We start from the raw sequence: 15765 nt of genomic DNA, 5'->3' as shown, positions 1-15765 counted from the left end.
CGCCAGTCATGCGGTTGCCGGGGCGGCAGAGTCGATGGGGAACGACGAGTGAGAGGAGACGGTCATGACCGTCTACACGACAATGGACAGCCCGCTCGGCGAGCTGCTGCTGGTTGGAGAGCCGGTGCCCGGGGGCGTCGCGCTCGCCTCGGTGTCGGTGCCGGGACAGAAGGGCGGGGCGATCGTACTACCCGAGTGGACCCCGGACGAGGCGGCGTTCGACACGGTCGCCACGCAGTTGCGGGAGTACTTCGACGGGACGCGCACCCGGTTCGAGCTCGAATTCGGCGGCGGTGGCAGCGAATTCCAGCGGCGGGTGTGGCGGGCCGTCGAGGAGATCCCGTACGGCTCCACCGCCACCTACGGCGAGATCGCGGCGCGGGCGGGGGAACGGCGAGAGCGGGTGCGGGTGGTCGCCGCGGCCGTCGGCGCGAACCCGCTGCTCATCGTCCGCCCCTGCCACCGGGTGATCGCCGCGAACGGGGCGTTGACCGGGTACTCCGGTGGGCTACAGCGCAAGCAGCGGCTGCTGGAGCTCGAGCACGTGTTGCTACCGGCATGACCGCGGCCCGGGTCGATACCGCCGCGCAGCGGGAATACGCGGTGGCACAGTACGCGGTGGCACAGCAGGATTGGGCCGATATCGCGGCCGAACTCGACGCGTACGGCAGCGCGCTCACCGGGCCGCTGCTGGACGCCGACGAATGCCGGGCACTCACCGGTCTGTACGAGTGCGACGAACTGTTCCGCACCACCGTGAACATGCAGCGCCACCGGTTCGGTTCGGGCGAGTACCGGTACTTCACCCACGACCTGCCCGCGGTGGTGCGGGAGCTGCGGGAAGCGCTGTATCCGCGTCTGCTCCCCATCGCCCGGGAGTGGGCGCGGCGGCTGGAACTGCCCGCGCCCTGGCCGGATTCGCTGCCGGAGTGGATCGCGATGTGCCACCGCGCGGAACAGTCGCGGTCGGCGCAGATCCTGCTGCGCTACGGCCCCGGCGACTGGAACGCCCTGCACCGAGACGTCTTCGGCGACATGGTGTTCCCGCTCCAGGTGGTGATCGGCCTGGACCGCCCCGGCGTGGACTACACCGGCGGCGAATTCCTCATGCTCGAACAGCGCCCGCGCGCCCAGTCCCGCGGTTCGGCGACCGCCCTGCCGCAGGGCCACGGGCTGGTGTTCACCACCCGCGACCGGCCGGTGCGCTCCAGCCGGGGATGGTCGGTCGGCCCCATGCGCCACGGCGTGAGCACCGTGCGCTCGGGTCGCCGCCACACTCTCGGCCTGGTGTTCCATGACGCGGCCTAGCGGTGCATCGCCCGCCCGTCGCCGCTGCATACCGCCCCTGCGCCCGCTGTCTGCCCACCGCCTACCGGCGCTGGAAGATCGCGCACCGTTAACAGCACCCCGGCGAGTCGCGCTCCTGTTCGCGAGGGGGAACTGGTGGCGGGACCTTCTTGCGCGATGCCGCCACCGGTTCCCCCTCGGCGCGCGGGAACGGGAGGGCGGACGCATTGGACGTGTGACCAGAATCGCGCTACCTTGCGAATGGGATATCAGGGAGACGGGAATCACATGACGATGGCGGCCGTGGGCGAATTGGGCTTGGTGGAACTCGCGGCGGCGCTGGCCGCCGGACAGGTCGGCTCGGTCGAGGCGACCACGGCCGCGCTGGATCGGATCAACGCCAGCCAGCCCACGCTCAACGCGTTCCGGGTGGTGGTGCGCGAGCGGGCGCTCGCCGACGCGGCGGCGGCGGATCGGCGGCTGGCCGCCGGGGAGCGGCTGCCGCTGCTCGGTGTGCCCATCGCCATCAAGGACGACACCGATCTCGCCGGTACCCCAACGGCTTTCGGCTGTGGCGGCGACTTTCCCGCCAAGACCGAGGACGCCGAATCGGTGCGGCGACTGCGCGCGGCCGGAGCGGTGATCGTCGGCAAGACCAATACCTGCGAACTCGGACAGCTCCCGTTCACCAGCGGAGACGCCTTCGGGCACACCAGGAATCCGTGGAGCGCCGAGCATACGCCGGGCGGCTCCTCCGGTGGTTCCGCCGCGGCGGTGGCAGCCGGATTGGTTCCCGCCGCACTGGGTTCCGACGGCGCGGGTTCGGTGCGCATCCCCTCGGCGTGGAACAACCTGGTGGGCATCAAACCGCAGCGCGGACGCATCTCCACCTGGCCGCTGGCCGAGGCGTTCGAGGGGCTCACCGTGAACGGCCCCCTCGCCCGCACCGTGGCCGACGCGGCGCTCCTGCTCGATGCCGCCGCCGGGCCGCATCCGGGTGACAAGCACGTCCCGCGCGCCCTGCGCGTCTCCGAGGCCGTGGGCCGCGATCCCGGCCGCCTGCGCATCGCGCTGTCCCTGCGCATACCCTTCACCGCCACCAGGACCGCACTCGATCCGGAGGTGGCGGCGCGCGTCCACGCCCTGGCGGACACCCTGCGCGCCCTCGGCCACGAGGTGACGGTGGCCGATGTGGATTACGGCGTCCTCCTGGGCGCGAGCTTCCTGCCCCGCTCCATGGTGGGTATCCGGCACGCGCTCGACCGACTGCCGGGCGCTGCCGTCGACCCGCGCACCAGGCACAATGCCCTGCTCGGCCGCGTGCTCGGCCCGGCCCTGTTCGCCGCCCGCGCCGCCGAACCCCTGCTGCGCATGCGCATCGGCGCCATGTACGACAGGTTCGACGTGGTGCTCTCCCCCACCACCGCCACCCCACCCCCGGGCGTCACCGAGATCGACGGCATCGGCACCATGGCGACCGACGCCCTCATCACCGCCGCCTGCCCGTATACCTGGCCGTGGAATGTGCTGGGCTGGCCCAGCGTCAACGTCCCCGCGGGCTTCACCGCCGCCGGACTGCCGGTGGGCGCGCAGCTCATGGGTCCGGCCAACTCGGAGGAGCTGCTGGTTTCGGTTGCGGCCCAACTGGAGTCGGAGCTGAAGTGGTACGAGCAGCGGCCCGCGCCGTGGTGGCTGGAGCATCCGGCGGCGTGAGCACCGCGCGGGCGGGTTTCGGCCGGAATCGTCGAAATCCGGCCGTTTCGACGGCGCTGCGGCCACGGCTACGGACCCCCGATCAGCACCGGCACCGCCGCGATGACACCGGCACCGCCGCAACAGCACAGCACAGCCACGCGACACCGGCACAGTCACCGACAACACCGCAACTACATCGGCAACCCCGCGCCCAGGGTGACTTTCCGCAAGACCGCGCCCAAAGCGACCTTCCGCAACCCCACGCCCAAGCGACCCTCCGCAACCCCACGCCCAAGCGACCCTCCGCAACCCCACGCCCAAAGCGGCGTGCCTGCTGGGAGATCAGCGTCCCGCCCGGTAGCGTCCGCACGACCGGGGCCCCGGGCCGGGTCGCCGATGGGCCACCGGGCCCAGGGTCACCGCGACCGGTGCCCTGAGACCACCACGTCGCCGAGGCCGGGGCACAGAGCCTGAGACCAGGTCGCCTAGGCCGAGGCACCGAGACCGACTCCCTACCTCGAGGAGGCTGTTGTGCTGGCAGTCGTACAGATCCTGGCCGCGCTCGCGGGCTTGGTGCACGTGGGGATCTTCTACATGGAGGCGGTGCGGTTCACCGATCCCAAGGTGCACCGCGGCATCTTCGGCGTCGCCGAGGACGAGGTGGCGGCCACGCAGCCGTGGGCGTTCAACCAGGGGTTCTACAACCTGTTCCTCGCCATCGGCGCATTCGTCGGCGTGGCCCTGGTCCGTGCCGACGCCTCGGCCGGTTGGGCGCTGATCCTGATGAGCTGCGGCTCCATGCTCGCCGCGGCCGTGGTGCTGGTCGCCCGCTACCGCGACAAGGCCAACGCGGCCGCCAAGCAGGCTCTCTTCCCGGCCCTGACGCTGCTGGCCGCGCTCACTCAGCTGTAGGCCCGGCCGTCAGCCGGTGCAGCGCGGTCCGGCTCTCCTCGTCGGCGGCGCGATAGATCACCAGGCACTGATCCGGATCCTGCAAGGGCATGAGCTGCTCGTAGCGCACGGTGAGCACGCCGAGTTCGGGGTGGTGGAACACCTTGTGGCCGCGACCGTTCACCCGCACATCCCGCTGCGTCCACCAGTGTTCGAACTCCGCACTCCCGGAACGGAATTCCTCGATCCGTTCGACCAGCACCGCATCATCGGGATGCGCGGCCCAGGCCGCACGCAGCCCCGCGATGCCCTCGCGCATGGCGCGCTCCCGGTCACCGAAGAACTCCCGCAGGTCCGGGTGGAGCACGCACAGCCACATGGTGTTGCGCTGTCGCGGCGGCAGGGCGTCGAAGTCGAGCAGCAGCAGCGACATCTCGCGGTTCCAGGCGAGGATGTCGTAGCGATGGTTGACCACCATGGCCGGTAGCGGCGACAGATCCGCCACCAGCAGCGCCAGTTCCGGAGCCGCCGTGGTGGCGGACTTGCCGTCGTCGGGGCGCCGCTGCCGGGCCAGGTCGAACAGGTAGTCGCGCTCCACCTCGTCCAGACGCAGCGCGCGGGCCAGCGCCTCCAGCACCTCCGGGGACGGCCGCAGGCCGCGGCCCTGCTCCAGCCGCACCACGTAGTCCGTGCTCACCCCGGCCAGTTCGGCGACTTCCTCGCGCCGCAGGCCGGGGGTGCGCCGGTGCTGTCGCCGCGGCGGCAGGCCGAGATCGCGCGGGTCGAGACGTTCGCGCCGGGAGCGCAGGAAGGCGGCGAGTTCCCGGGTCGTATCCACGGTGCCAGTCATCGCCCTCGATCCTACGGCCAGGGTAGGACGGGCGTTCCCAGGAAGACTCCTCCCTTACCGCCCGGTGGCCGCCGCCGCAGACTCGTTGTCGACCACGACCGACGAGCACAGGAGGACCGATGACCCTCACCCTCGACACCTACCGGACGCTGGGCCGCTCCGGACTGCGGGTTTCCCCGCTCGCCCTGGGCACCATGACCTTCGGTTCGGACTGGGGCTGGGGCGCGGAGGCGAGCGAGGCGCGCAAACTGCTCGACATCTACACCGAGCGGGGCGGCAACTTCATCGACACCGCCAGCATGTACACCGGCGGCAGCTCCGAGCGGCTGCTCGGCGAATTCACTCGCGACAACCGCGAAAGTCTGGTGCTGGCAACCAAATACACCATGCTGCGGCGGCCGGGCGACCCGAATTCCGGTGGCAATCACCGCAAGAGCATGTTCGCGTCGGTGGAGGCCAGCCTGCGCAACCTGCGGACCGACTACCTCGACCTGCTGTACCTGCACGCCTGGGATTTCCTGACCCCGGTCGAGGAGATCCTGCGCGGCATGGACGATCTGGTGCGCCACGGCAAGGTGCTGTACGTGGCCATCTCCGACGCCCCGGCCTGGCAGGTGTCACGCATGCAGACCATCGCCGACCTGCGCGGCTGGTCCCCGCTGGTGGCGTTGCAGATCGAGTACAGCCTCATCGAGCGCACGGTGGAGCGCGATCTCATCCCGATGGCCCGCGAGCTGGGCTTGGGCGTGATCCCGTGGTCGCCGCTGGGCAGCGGCGTGCTCAGCGGTAAATACAGCCGAGCCGATCTGGATGCACAGGGTGTGGGTTCGCCCGAGGGCACCCGCAAGAACGTCGCCCTCGCCAGTGGCGCGCTCACCGAACGCGGGCTCGCCATCGCCGAGGTGGTGAAGGAGGTGGCGGCGCAGCTGGGCCGCACCCCGGCGCAGGTCGCACTGGCCTGGACGCTGCGCAACCCGGCCGTCACCGCGCCGATCATCGGCGCGCGGACGCCCGAACAGCTCGAGGACAATCTCGGGGCGCTGACCGTGGAGTTCGATGCCGGGCAGGTGGCGCGACTGGAGGCGGCGAGCGCCGTCGACCTGGGCTTCCCGCACGAGTTCCTGGCCCGCGAGATGACGCGCACCGTGACGACCGGCGGACTGACCGTCCAGGCGCGGCGGTAAGACCGCCGCGCGACCGGCTCAGAAGCCCAACTTGCCCAACTGTTTCGGGTCTCGCTGCCAATCCTTGGCGACCTTGACGTGCAGGTGCAGGTAGATACGGGTGCCGAGGATGTGCTCGATCTGCTTGCGGGCGTTGGTGCCGACCTCTTTGAGGCGGGAGCCGCCCTTGCCGATGATGATCGCCTTCTGGCTGGGACGTTCGACATAGAGGAGGGCGTGCACGTCGAGCATATCCTTGGCGGACTTGGCATTCGGGTCGTCGGCGTCCACCTCGCGGGGCAGGATCTCCTCGATGACCACGGCCAGGGAGTGTGGGAGCTCGTCGCGCACGCCTTCGAGGGCGGCCTCGCGGATGAGCTCGGCCATGAGGGTTTCCTCGGGCTCGTCGGTGAGCTCGCCGTCGGGGTAGAAGGCCGGGCCCTCGGGCATCTTCGAGGCGATCACATCGACGAGGGTTTCCACCTGCTCGCCCTTGACCGCCGATACCGGCACCACGTCGGCGTCGGGCCCGAGCAGTTCCGAGACCGCGACCAGCTGGTGGGCGATCTGGTCGCGGCTCACCTTGTCGATCTTGGTGACCACGCCGAGCAGGGTGGTCTTGGGGGCCATGAGCTTGATCTGCTCGATGATCCAGCGGTCGCCGGGGCCGATCTTCTCGTCGGCCGGAACGCACATGGCGATCACGTCGACCTCGGAGTAGGTGTCGCGCACCAGGTCGTTGAGCCGCTGCCCGAGCAGGGTGCGGGGCCGGTGCAGGCCGGGGGTGTCCACCAGGATCAGCTGGGCGTGCTCGCGGTGCACGATACCGCGAATGGTGTGCCGGGTGGTCTGCGGCCGCGAGGAGGTGATGGCGATCTTCTGCCCCACCATGGCATTGGTGAGCGTGGACTTGCCGGTATTCGGCCGTCCCACGAAACAGACGAAACCCGAACGGAATTCACTCATTCGAACACCTCGGATCCGGATTGTGCGTCGGAGCTCTCCGGTACGCCGGAGCGCTGGGCGGGATCGCCCTCCACGGGCCCGTCGACAATGTCGAAGACCTTGCCCTTGGCATCGGAGAAGATGATCTTCGCCGTCTCCGACACCTCGCGTACGGCGGCCACCCCCCGGTCGGAGAACGGGCTGCCGACCACCACCGCCGCCTCGAAACCCTCGGCGCCGCTGGAGATCGCGGCCGCGACGGCGGCCTGCAGCGCGGTCAGCCGCAGGGCGTGCAGCGATACCTCACCGGCGGCGTAGGTGCGCCCGTCGGTGTCCCGGATCGCCGCCCCGCCGGACCCCCCGGTGCGGCCCATGGCCCCGCGCGCCAGGATCAGCAGCTTGTTGTCCTCGGCATCCAGTTCAATCATCGGCCTCTCCATCCTCATTCGCGCCGGACCCGCCGACGCCGTTCGCTCCGGCCGATTCGCCGTCGGCCCGTTCCGATGCGGCCCTACCGGCATCGGATTTCTCGGCACCGGCCTTGTCGGCGGCCCGCTTCACCACGACCGTGTGCACCCGCACCCGGCCGCGGGCGTCGGATCCGCCCTCCCCCTTCAGCACCAGTCCGTGCGCCACCGCTTTCGAACCCGGCAGCGGCACGCGCCCCAATTCGTGTGCGAGCAGCCCGCCGACGGTGTCGACGTCCTCCTCCTCGATCGCCATGCCGAACAGCTCGCCCAGGTCCTCGACCGACAGTCGGGCGGAGACGCGGTATTTGCCGTTGCCGAGGTCCTCGACGTCGGGCACCTCGTTCTGGTCGTACTCGTCCACGATCTCGCCGACGATCTCCTCGAGCACATCCTCGATGGTGACCAGTCCGGCGATGCCGCCGTATTCGTCCACCAGCACCGCCATGTGATTGCGACGGCGCTGCATCTCGTCGAGCAGATCGTCGAGCGGTTTGGAGTCCGGCACGAAGACGGCCGCGCGCATCACCTCGTGCACGCGGACCTTCCGGCTGCGATCCGCGTAGGGCACCATATCCTTCAGGTACACCACGCCGACGATGTCGTCGACGTTCTCGCCGATCACCGGAATCCGGGAGTGCCCGGAACGCACCGCCAGCGACATCGCCTGCGCCACGGTCTTCTCCGACTCGATCCACACCATTTCGGTGCGCGGCACCATGACCGCGCGGGCCGCGGTGTCGCCGAGTTCGAAGACCGACTGGATCATGCGGCGTTCGTCGTCGGCCACCACGCCGCGCTCACCGGCGAGGTCGACCACCTCGCGCAGTTCGATCTCGGAGGCGAAGGGGCCGTTGCGGAATCCCTTACCGGGGGTGATGGCATTGCCGATCAGGATGAGCAGCCGGCTCACCGGACCGAGCAGGGTGCCGATCGCCTGCAACGGCAAGGACGCCGCCAGCGCGAGCGAATACGCGTGCTGGCGACCCAGCGTGCGCGGCCCGACCCCGATCACCAGGTAGTCCACCAGCACCATGACGGCGGCGGTGACGACCAGCGCCCACAGCTGATCCATCCAGTCCAGCAGCACCGCGGCCAGCAGGACCGTCGCGGTGATCTCGCACAGCACCCGCAGCAGCACCATGAGGTTCACATAGCGGGGCCGATCGGTGATGATGTGCGCCAGCCGCGCCGCGCCGGGCCGCTCGGCCCGCACCATATCGTCCACCCGGGCCGCCGAAATGGTGTTCAGCGAGGAGTCGAGCGCCGCGAAGATGCCACCCAATGGCACCAGCACGATCGCCAGCGCCAGCAGAAACAGTGAATTCACGCCGGGTCCAAGGGATCTCCGGGCGCGGTGAAGCCGGTCTTGCCGAGCAGCCGCGCATCCCGCTCGGCCAGTTCGGCGCGCCGCTGGGCCTCGCGCACACTCTCGTACCAACCCTCCAGCAGCGACGCCTGCAGGGCGAACATCTCCTTCTCCTCCTCCGGCTCCGCGTGGTCGTAGCCGAGCAGGTGCAGGACGCCGTGCACGGTCAGCAGCGCCAACTCGTGGTCGACGGAATGTCCGGCCTTGGTGGCCTGCTGGGCCGCAAATTCGGGGCACAGCACGATATCGCCCAACATGGAGGGGCCGGGCTCACCGGCGTCGGGACGCCCGCCCGGCTCCAGCTCGTCCATGGGGAACGACATGACGTCGGTGGGACCGGGCAGGTCCATCCAGCGCATGTGCAGATCGGCCATGGTGTCGAGATCGACCAGCACCATCGACAGTTCGGCCGCCGGATGCACGTCCATCTGGCCGATCACGAAACGCGCGACACTGACCAGCTCCTCTTCGGATACGTCCATACCCGATTCATTGGCGATCTCGATGCTCACCCGCTCAGCCTATCGGCCGAGTTCAGCGCCGCTCCGCTCGGCTCGCGGCACGCCGCTGCGCGCGATTGCCCGGATAGTGCGCCGTCACCTGCGGGCGCGTCTCCGCCTCGAACCGGTCGTAGGCGTCCACGATCTGCCCGACCAGCCGGTGGCGGACCACATCCGCGCTGGTGAGCTCGGAGATATGGATGTCCTCGATGCCGTCGAGGATCTCCGTCGCCGCCCGCAGCCCCGACCGCGCACCACTGGGCAGATCGACCTGGGTGATGTCACCGGTCACCACGATCTTGGAACCGAAGCCCAACCGGGTGAGGAACATCTTCATCTGCTCGGCCGTGGTGTTCTGCGCCTCGTCCAAGATGATGAAGGAATCATTCAACGTTCTACCGCGCATGTACGCCAGCGGCGCGACCTCGATGACGCCCGCGGCCATGAGCTTGGGAATGGCCTCGGGATCCATCATGTCGTGCAGGGCGTCGTAGAGCGGGCGCAGGTACGGGTCGATCTTCTCGTTGAGCGTGCCCGGCAGGAAGCCCAGCCGCTCCCCCGCCTCGACCGCGGGCCGGGTCAGGATGATGCGGTTGACCTGTTTGGTCTGCAACGCCTGCACGGCCTTGGCCATGGCGAGGTAGGTCTTGCCGGTACCGGCCGGACCCACGCCGAACACGATGGTGTGCTCGTCGATGGCGTCGACGTAGCGCTTCTGATTGAGCGTCTTGGGCCGGATGGTCTTGCCGCGCCGGGACAGGATGTCCAGGCTCAGCACCTCCGCCGGGGAATCCGAGGAACCCTCGGTGAGCATGGAGTACGTGTGCCGGACCGCCTCGGGGGTCACCACCCGGTTGCGCGCGGTGAGCGCCACCAGTTGGGCGATGACGCGCTCGGCGAGAGCCACGTCGGCCGGTTTGCCGGTGAGGGTGACGGAATTGCCGCGGACATGGATGTCGGCGTCGAGCAGGCGTTCGAGTTCACGCAGGTTCTCATCCGCCGAACCCAGGAATCCGAACACCGATTCCGGTGCGAGTTCGATGCTCGAACGTACGGTCCGCCCCGCCGGTCCGGACCCGTTGCCGCCGGCCCCGATGCCCGCGACGGGAGTGGTCTGGTCGCCGTTTTCGCCTGGTGTTCTCAAAAGTGGCTATAGCCTGCTTTCCGGTCTCGAACGTCACCTTCGTTGATGAAAGTTTAGCGCCGTCCACCGACAGCGCCCAGTGAATATGCTGCTACCGGCAGTGCCGCTGCGAGACCGTCACCCGGTCGAGGCGGGCTGGTGACCGGGGCGCGCCGCCGCCCAGTCGAGGGTGAAATCGCGGAACCGCCGCACCGCCTCCGACGGCGCGGCGCCGGGCACCCAGATCATGCCGACGGTGCGCAGGGCATTCGAATCGGTCAGCGGCAGCAGCGTCAGCCCCGGCTGGAGGCCGGTGATACGCGGGTCCTCGAGCGGCAGCAGCGCCACCCCGAGACCCACCGCGACCAGACCCGCGATGGTGCCGAGATTGCTGCATTCGAAGCCGATGCGGGGGCGGAAGTCGGCGGCGGCGCACAGGTCGTCGAGCACCCGACGCATGCCGAAACCCGGGTGCATGGCAATGAATTCGGCATCGGCGGCATCGGCCAGGCCGACCTGTCGCCGCCCGGCGAGCCGATGGTCGGCGGGCACCGCCAACGCCAACTGCTGGCGCAGCAGCGGCCGCCAGCCCAGTCCGGGCGCGGCCGGTTTGGGCGAGACCAGGCCCAGATCTGCGCGGCCGTCGAGCACCGCCGCGGTCACCACATCGGCCGCGTCCTGGCTCAGGGTGAAGGTGATGCGCCCGGTGCGGCGTCGGAAGCCCGCGATCAGTTCGGGGACCAGACGCGCGCCCAGAGAATGCTGAAAGGCCAGCCGCACCACGCCTTTGGCGGGGTGTGCGAGGTCGGCGAGTTCCCGCTCCGCGGTCTCGAGTTCGGCGCGGGCGCGTCGTGCGTGCTCGTAGTAGACGCGCCCGAAGTCGTTGAGCGTGAGGCGTTTTCCGTGCCGGTCGAACAGGTGCACACCGAGGCGGCGTTCCAGGCGGGCCAGCATGCGCGACAGGGTCGGCTGGGTCAGGTGCAGGCGTTCGGCGGCCGCGCCCACCCGCTCGAGTTCGGCGAGCGTGATGAACCAGTGCAGATCGTCACTGCCCATACTCGACCCTCCGCCGATTAGCTGCACAAATACCGATTCGGCATCAACTTCCGATTCATTATGCATTTCCTTTGTCATGCCCGGTGTGCGCATGGTGGGCAACATGAGCATCGCGGCGGCCACCGAGACCGCGTCCCGGGACAAGCGCATCATCCTCGCCCTGTTCGCGGCCGGTTTGACCACCTTCGCGTCCATGTACAGCGCCCAGGCGCTGCTGCCCAGCCTGTCGGCGGCGTTCGGGGCGGCTCCGGCGCATGCGGCGCTGGCGGTCTCGCTCACCACGGGACTGCTGGCGCTGGCGATCGTGCCGGTGAGCGTGCTGTCGAACCGATTCGGACGCACCCGGGTGATGCGGGCGTCGGCGGTGGCGAGTTGTGCGATCGGGCTGCTGCTGCCCTTCGCGCCGACGCTCGACGTGCTGCTGGTCGGGCGCGCGCTCCAGGGGCTCGCGCTGGCCGGGGTGCCCGCCGTGGCCATGGCGTATCTGGCCGAGGAGATCGGCGGGGCCGGATTGGGCGCGGCCATGGGTGTGTACGTGTCCGGGACCAGCGTGGGCGGTCTGGCCGGGCGGCTGATTCCGGCGGTGACCTTGGAGGCGGCCTCGTGGCGCTGGGCGGGGGCGGTGCTGGCGGTGGCGGCGGCGCTGTGCACGGCGTGGTTCGTGCGGGTGCTGCCGCCCTCACGGCACTTCACCCCGGTCGCCACCGATATCCGCACGCTCGCAGCGGATCTCGCGGGCCATCTGCGCCACCGCACCCTGCTTCCGCTGTTCGGCACGGCCTTCGTGCTGGCGGGCGGATTCACCGCCATGTACAACTTCCTGGGCTTCCGCCTCACTCGACCGCCGTTCGAATTGTCCGAGTCCGTGGCGGGTTCGGTCTTCGCCATGTATCTGGCGGGCACCGCGGCGGCCACCCTCGCGGGCCGCTGGGCCGACCGCCACGGCCGGCACCGCGTCCTGGTCGCGGCGATCCTGGCGATGGCGGTGGGCGTCGCATTCACCCTGCCCGACCGGCTACCGTTCCTCCTGCTCGGCGTATTGCTCTGCACCGCGGGCTTTTTCGGTGCACACGCGGTGGCCAGCGGCTGGGTGGGCACGGCCGCCGCCGGCAACCGCGCCGCCGCGTCGTCCCTCTACGTCTTCGCCTACTACCTGGGCAACTCGATCATCGGCGGTGCGGCGGGCCTCGCCTTCGGCCACCGGGGCTGGGCCGGGCTGGCCGGGTACGTGGCCGTACTCATCGGCGCGGCCGCGCTGCTGGCGGTGCCGCTGTGCCAACGCCCGTGATCCGGCTACCAGCGGGGTGTCAGCGCGCCCAGTGCGCCGAGGGCGACGGCCGCGGCGGTGGAGGTGCGCAGCACGGTGGGGCCGAGTAGGACGGTGTCCGCGCCCGCGGCGGCGAGGGCGGTCAGTTCGGTGTCGTCCAGGCCGCCTTCGGGGCCGACGATGAGCACGATCTCGGGTGCGTCGGCGAAGGGCAGGCGGGTGAAGCGGCCGGTGCCGGATTCGTGCAGGGCGGCCACCACCGCGCCCGCCGCCTTGGCCGTGCGGACCAGGTCCAGCACGTCGGCGGTGCGGTGCAGGTCGGCCACGTCGGGGATGTAGGCGCGCCGCGACTGGCGGGCGGCCTGTTTGGCGGCGCTGCGCCATTTCTCGACGGCCTTGTGCGCCTTGGCTTCCCAGTTGGAGACGCAGCGGGCGGCCTGCCAGGGGACGATGGCGTCCGCGCCCGCCTCGGTCATGAGTTCCACGGCCAGTTCGGAGCGGTCGCTCTTGGGCAACGCCTGGACGACCGTCACCTGCGGGGTCGCCGGATCGGCGACCCGGCGACCGAGGACCTTCAGTTCCAGCCGATCCTTCTGTGCCGCCACCACTTCCGATTCTGCGAGGACCCCGTGCCCGTCGGAGAGGGTGATGGGCTCACCCACCCGAATGCGGCGCACCGTGGCGGCGTGCCGCCCCTCCGGGCCGTCCAGGACGGCGGTGCCGCCCGGTGCGGGGACCTCGTCCAGGTAGAAGACGGTGGCGGCCACCGGGTCAGCGTCCGCTGAAGGAGGCGCGCAGCCGCGCGAACAGTCCGCTGTTGTGCTCGGACTGGGCCGTCAGCACCTCGGTGCGCTCGTTGCCGCGCAGGCCCTTGTACTTGCGCAGCAGATCGGTCTGCTTGCCGTCCAGCTTGCTCGGGATGACGATGTCCAGGTGTGCGATCAGATCGCCGCGGGAGTTGGCACGCAGCTTGGGCATGCCGTGGCCGCGCAGCACCGACACCTCGCCGGGCTGGGTGCCCGCCGGAATGGTGAGCTCCACCGGACCGTCGAGGATGGTGTCGATGACCACCGTCGCGCCCAGCGCCGCGTCCACCATGGGTACGCGGATGGTGCAGTGCAGATCGTCGCCGTCGCGCACGAAGGTGTCGTGCGGCTGCTCCACGATCTCGACGTACAGATCACCGGCCGGGCCACCGCCGGGGCCGACCTCGCCCTGCGCGGCCAGTCGCACGCGCATACCGCTGGCCACACCCGCGGGAATGGGCGCGGCGATCTCGCGCCGCGACCGCACCCGGCCGTCGCCGCCGCACTTGCGGCACGGATCGGGAATGGTCTCCCCCGCGCCGCGGCAGGTCGGGCACGGCCGCGAGGTCATGACCTGGCCCAGGAAGGACCGCTGCACGGTCTGCACCTCGCCCGCGCCGCCACAGGTCTCACAGCGCACCGGCTTGGAGTTGCCATTGGTGCCCGCGCCCTGGCACAGGTCGCAGAGCACGGCGGTGTCGACGGTGAGGTGCTTGGTCACCCCCACCGCGCACTCCTGCAAGGACAGCCGCGTCCGCAGCAGCGAATCCGCGCCGGGCTGCACCCGCCCACGCGGCTTGCGCTGACCACCGGAAGCGCCCATACCGCCGAAGAACGCCTCGAACACATCGCCGAGGCCGCCGAAACCGGCACCGGAGAAGCCGCCGCCCATGCCGCCGCCGGACTCCAGCGGGTCACCGCCGAGGTCGACGATGCGCCGCTTCTCCGGGTCGGTGAGCACCTCGTAGGCGCTCGACACCTCGCGGAAGCGCTCCTGCGCACCCGGATCCGGATTCACATCGGGATGCAGTTCACGCGCCAGCTTGCGGTAGGCGCGCTTGATCTCCTGGTCGGTCGCGTTACGCGCGACACCGAGCAGTGCGTAATAGTCCCGTGCCACTTGCGCTCTCTAGTCCTGTCCTGGGGCTCGTCCCCGCCCGTGCGGGGAAACACTCTTCAACCGGCTCACCGTTCGGCGAGCACCTCACCGATATACCGGGCGACCGCGGCCACCGAAGCAATGGTCCCGGGGTAGTCCATCCGGGTCGGACCGAGCACACCCATTCCCCCGAGCACGGTACCCGTTACGCCGTAGCCGGTGGACACCACCGCCGTGCCGCGCATCTGCTCGACCTTGGTCTCCTCCCCGATCTGCACGGTCACGGTACCCGGCTGCTGTGCCGCGGCCAGCAGCTTCAGCACGATCACCTGCTCCTCGAGCGCCTCCAGCACCGAGCGCAACGAGCCGGGGAACCCGTTGCCCGCGAAATCGGAGGCGCTGCGTGTCAGATTGGCGGTGCCACCGAGCACCAGCCGCTCCTCCGGATGTTCGACGAGGGTCTCCACCAATACCGTCGACACCCGCACCAGCACGTCCCGCAGCTTGGCCGGGGCGTGCTCGGGCAGTTCGGCCACCGCGGCCGAGGCCGCGCCCAGCCGTTTGCCGTCCATGGCCTTGCCGAGCATGCCGCGCAGCGCGGCGAGATCTTCCTCGGAGACCACATCGCCCAGCTCCACCAGCCGCTGGTCGACGCGGCCGGTGTCGGTGATGACCACCAGCAGCAGCCGGGCGGGATTGAGCGCGACCACCTCCAGATGGCGGACGGTGGAGGCGGTGACGGTCGGGTACTGCACCATGGCGACCTGGCGGGTCAGCTGGGCCAGCAGGCGCACCCCGCGCCGCAGCACATCGTCGAGATCGACGCCGTTCTCCAGGAATTCCATGATCGCCCGCCGCTCGGCCCCGGACAGCGGTTTCACCTCGGCGATGTGGTCGACGAACTGGCGATAGCCCTTGTCGGTGGGGATGCGGCCGGAGCTGGTGTGCGGCTGGGTGATGTAGCCCTCGGCCTCCAGCACCGCCATGTCATTGCGCACGGTCGCACTGGAGACGCCCAGGTTGTGCCGATCGACCAGACTCTTGGACCCGATCGGTTCCTTGGTCGCGATGTAATCCGCGACGATCGCGCGCAGGACTTCGAGCCGCCGTTGCTCGGTGCTCGACATCTGCCCCACCTCCTCGTTCGCCTTCGGGTCCGCCGCCCGCCCGCACCCGTTCGGAGCGCAGGGTGGACTCGCGGATTCCCGGTTGATCCGCGATCCAGTTTAATTGCCCGACGGCGTATC

16 protein-coding genes are annotated in these 15765 nt (G+C 70.0%); 6 read left to right on the top strand and 10 right to left on the bottom strand.

The features are described from left to right. Positions 1-64: 64 nt before the first annotated feature. From FOH10_RS06090 to FOH10_RS06075, 4 genes are all read left to right on the top strand, one after another. Complete coding sequence (locus FOH10_RS06090) at positions 65-562, top strand: methylated-DNA--[protein]-cysteine S-methyltransferase (RefSeq protein WP_143979978.1); 498 nt, start codon at positions 65-67, stop codon at positions 560-562. Then, entirely contained in the window at positions 559-1308 is a 750-nt protein-coding gene (locus FOH10_RS06085) for a 2OG-Fe(II) oxygenase (protein ID WP_143979977.1), read from the top strand. Before FOH10_RS06090 ends, FOH10_RS06085 begins: the two co-directional genes overlap by 4 nt. A gap of 267 nt (positions 1309-1575) precedes the next feature. After that, complete coding sequence (locus tag FOH10_RS06080; RefSeq protein ID WP_143979976.1) at positions 1576-3000, top strand: amidase; 1425 nt, start codon at positions 1576-1578, stop codon at positions 2998-3000. 516 nt (positions 3001-3516) lie between these two features. Then, positions 3517-3894, top strand: a complete 378-nt coding sequence (locus tag FOH10_RS06075) for a DUF1304 domain-containing protein (protein ID WP_221938009.1) — start codon at positions 3517-3519, stop codon at positions 3892-3894. Here the strand turns inward: FOH10_RS06075 and FOH10_RS06070 are convergent. Continuing rightward, a complete protein-coding gene (locus FOH10_RS06070) occupies positions 3881-4723 on the bottom strand; it encodes a helix-turn-helix transcriptional regulator (protein ID WP_143979974.1) in 843 nt (280 codons plus the stop codon). The two genes, FOH10_RS06075 and FOH10_RS06070, sit on opposite strands and share 14 nt — an antisense overlap. A gap of 119 nt (positions 4724-4842) precedes the next feature. Here FOH10_RS06070 and FOH10_RS06065 point away from each other — a divergent pair, with 119 nt between their 5' ends. Further along, positions 4843-5907 carry an aldo/keto reductase gene (locus FOH10_RS06065; RefSeq protein WP_143979973.1) on the top strand — a complete coding sequence of 355 codons (1065 nt, stop codon included), beginning with the start codon at positions 4843-4845 and terminating at the stop codon, positions 5905-5907. 18 nt (positions 5908-5925) lie between these two features. On the opposite strand, the gene era is transcribed toward FOH10_RS06065, so the two are convergent. The 6 genes from era to FOH10_RS06035 all read right to left on the bottom strand — a co-directional run bounded on the left by era (position 5926) and on the right by FOH10_RS06035 (position 11346). After that, positions 5926-6852 carry a GTPase Era gene (gene era, locus FOH10_RS06060; protein ID WP_029932062.1) on the bottom strand — a complete coding sequence of 309 codons (927 nt, stop codon included), beginning with the start codon at positions 6850-6852 and terminating at the stop codon, positions 5926-5928. Then, complete coding sequence (locus FOH10_RS06055; protein WP_143979972.1) at positions 6849-7259, bottom strand: cytidine/deoxycytidylate deaminase family protein; 411 nt, start codon at positions 7257-7259, stop codon at positions 6849-6851. Before FOH10_RS06055 ends, era begins: the two co-directional genes overlap by 4 nt. Beyond that, complete coding sequence (locus FOH10_RS06050; protein WP_143979971.1) at positions 7252-8628, bottom strand: hemolysin family protein; 1377 nt, start codon at positions 8626-8628, stop codon at positions 7252-7254. Before FOH10_RS06050 ends, FOH10_RS06055 begins: the two co-directional genes overlap by 8 nt. Next, positions 8625-9179, bottom strand: coding sequence for an rRNA maturation RNase YbeY (ybeY, locus tag FOH10_RS06045; protein WP_029932059.1), 555 nt, complete (start codon positions 9177-9179; stop codon positions 8625-8627). Before ybeY ends, FOH10_RS06050 begins: the two co-directional genes overlap by 4 nt. A 22-nt stretch (positions 9180-9201) precedes the next feature. Next, positions 9202-10263: a PhoH family protein gene (locus FOH10_RS06040; RefSeq protein WP_029932058.1), complete on the bottom strand. Its 1062-nt coding sequence runs from the start codon at positions 10261-10263 to the stop codon at positions 9202-9204. Between the two features lie 165 nt (positions 10264-10428). Continuing rightward, positions 10429-11346 carry a LysR family transcriptional regulator gene (locus tag FOH10_RS06035; protein ID WP_143979970.1) on the bottom strand — a complete coding sequence of 306 codons (918 nt, stop codon included), beginning with the start codon at positions 11344-11346 and terminating at the stop codon, positions 10429-10431. A 103-nt stretch (positions 11347-11449) separates the two neighbouring features. On the opposite strand from FOH10_RS06035, the gene FOH10_RS06030 reads away from it, so the two are divergent. Next, a complete protein-coding gene (locus tag FOH10_RS06030; protein WP_244961664.1) occupies positions 11450-12634 on the top strand; it encodes an MFS transporter in 1185 nt (394 codons plus the stop codon). A 5-nt stretch (positions 12635-12639) separates the two neighbouring features. Here FOH10_RS06030 and FOH10_RS06025 read toward each other — a convergent pair whose 3' ends face one another. From FOH10_RS06025 to hrcA, 3 genes are all read right to left on the bottom strand, one after another. Continuing rightward, positions 12640-13380, bottom strand: a complete 741-nt coding sequence (locus FOH10_RS06025; protein WP_143979968.1) for a 16S rRNA (uracil(1498)-N(3))-methyltransferase — start codon at positions 13378-13380, stop codon at positions 12640-12642. A gap of 4 nt (positions 13381-13384) precedes the next feature. Beyond that, positions 13385-14539: a molecular chaperone DnaJ gene (dnaJ, locus tag FOH10_RS06020; protein WP_029932054.1), complete on the bottom strand. Its 1155-nt coding sequence runs from the start codon at positions 14537-14539 to the stop codon at positions 13385-13387. 65 nt (positions 14540-14604) lie between these two features. Continuing rightward, on the bottom strand, positions 14605-15645 hold the full coding sequence (hrcA, locus tag FOH10_RS06015; RefSeq protein WP_029932053.1) for a heat-inducible transcriptional repressor HrcA: 1041 nt from the start codon (positions 15643-15645) through the stop codon (positions 14605-14607). Between the last annotated feature and the right edge of the window lie 120 nt (positions 15646-15765).

The sequence above is a fragment of the Nocardia otitidiscaviarum genome (assembly GCF_007362295.1).
GTDB classification, from domain to species: Bacteria; Actinomycetota; Actinomycetes; order Mycobacteriales; family Mycobacteriaceae; genus Nocardia; species Nocardia otitidiscaviarum.
This window is presented reverse-complemented; position numbering and strand designations above follow the sequence as displayed.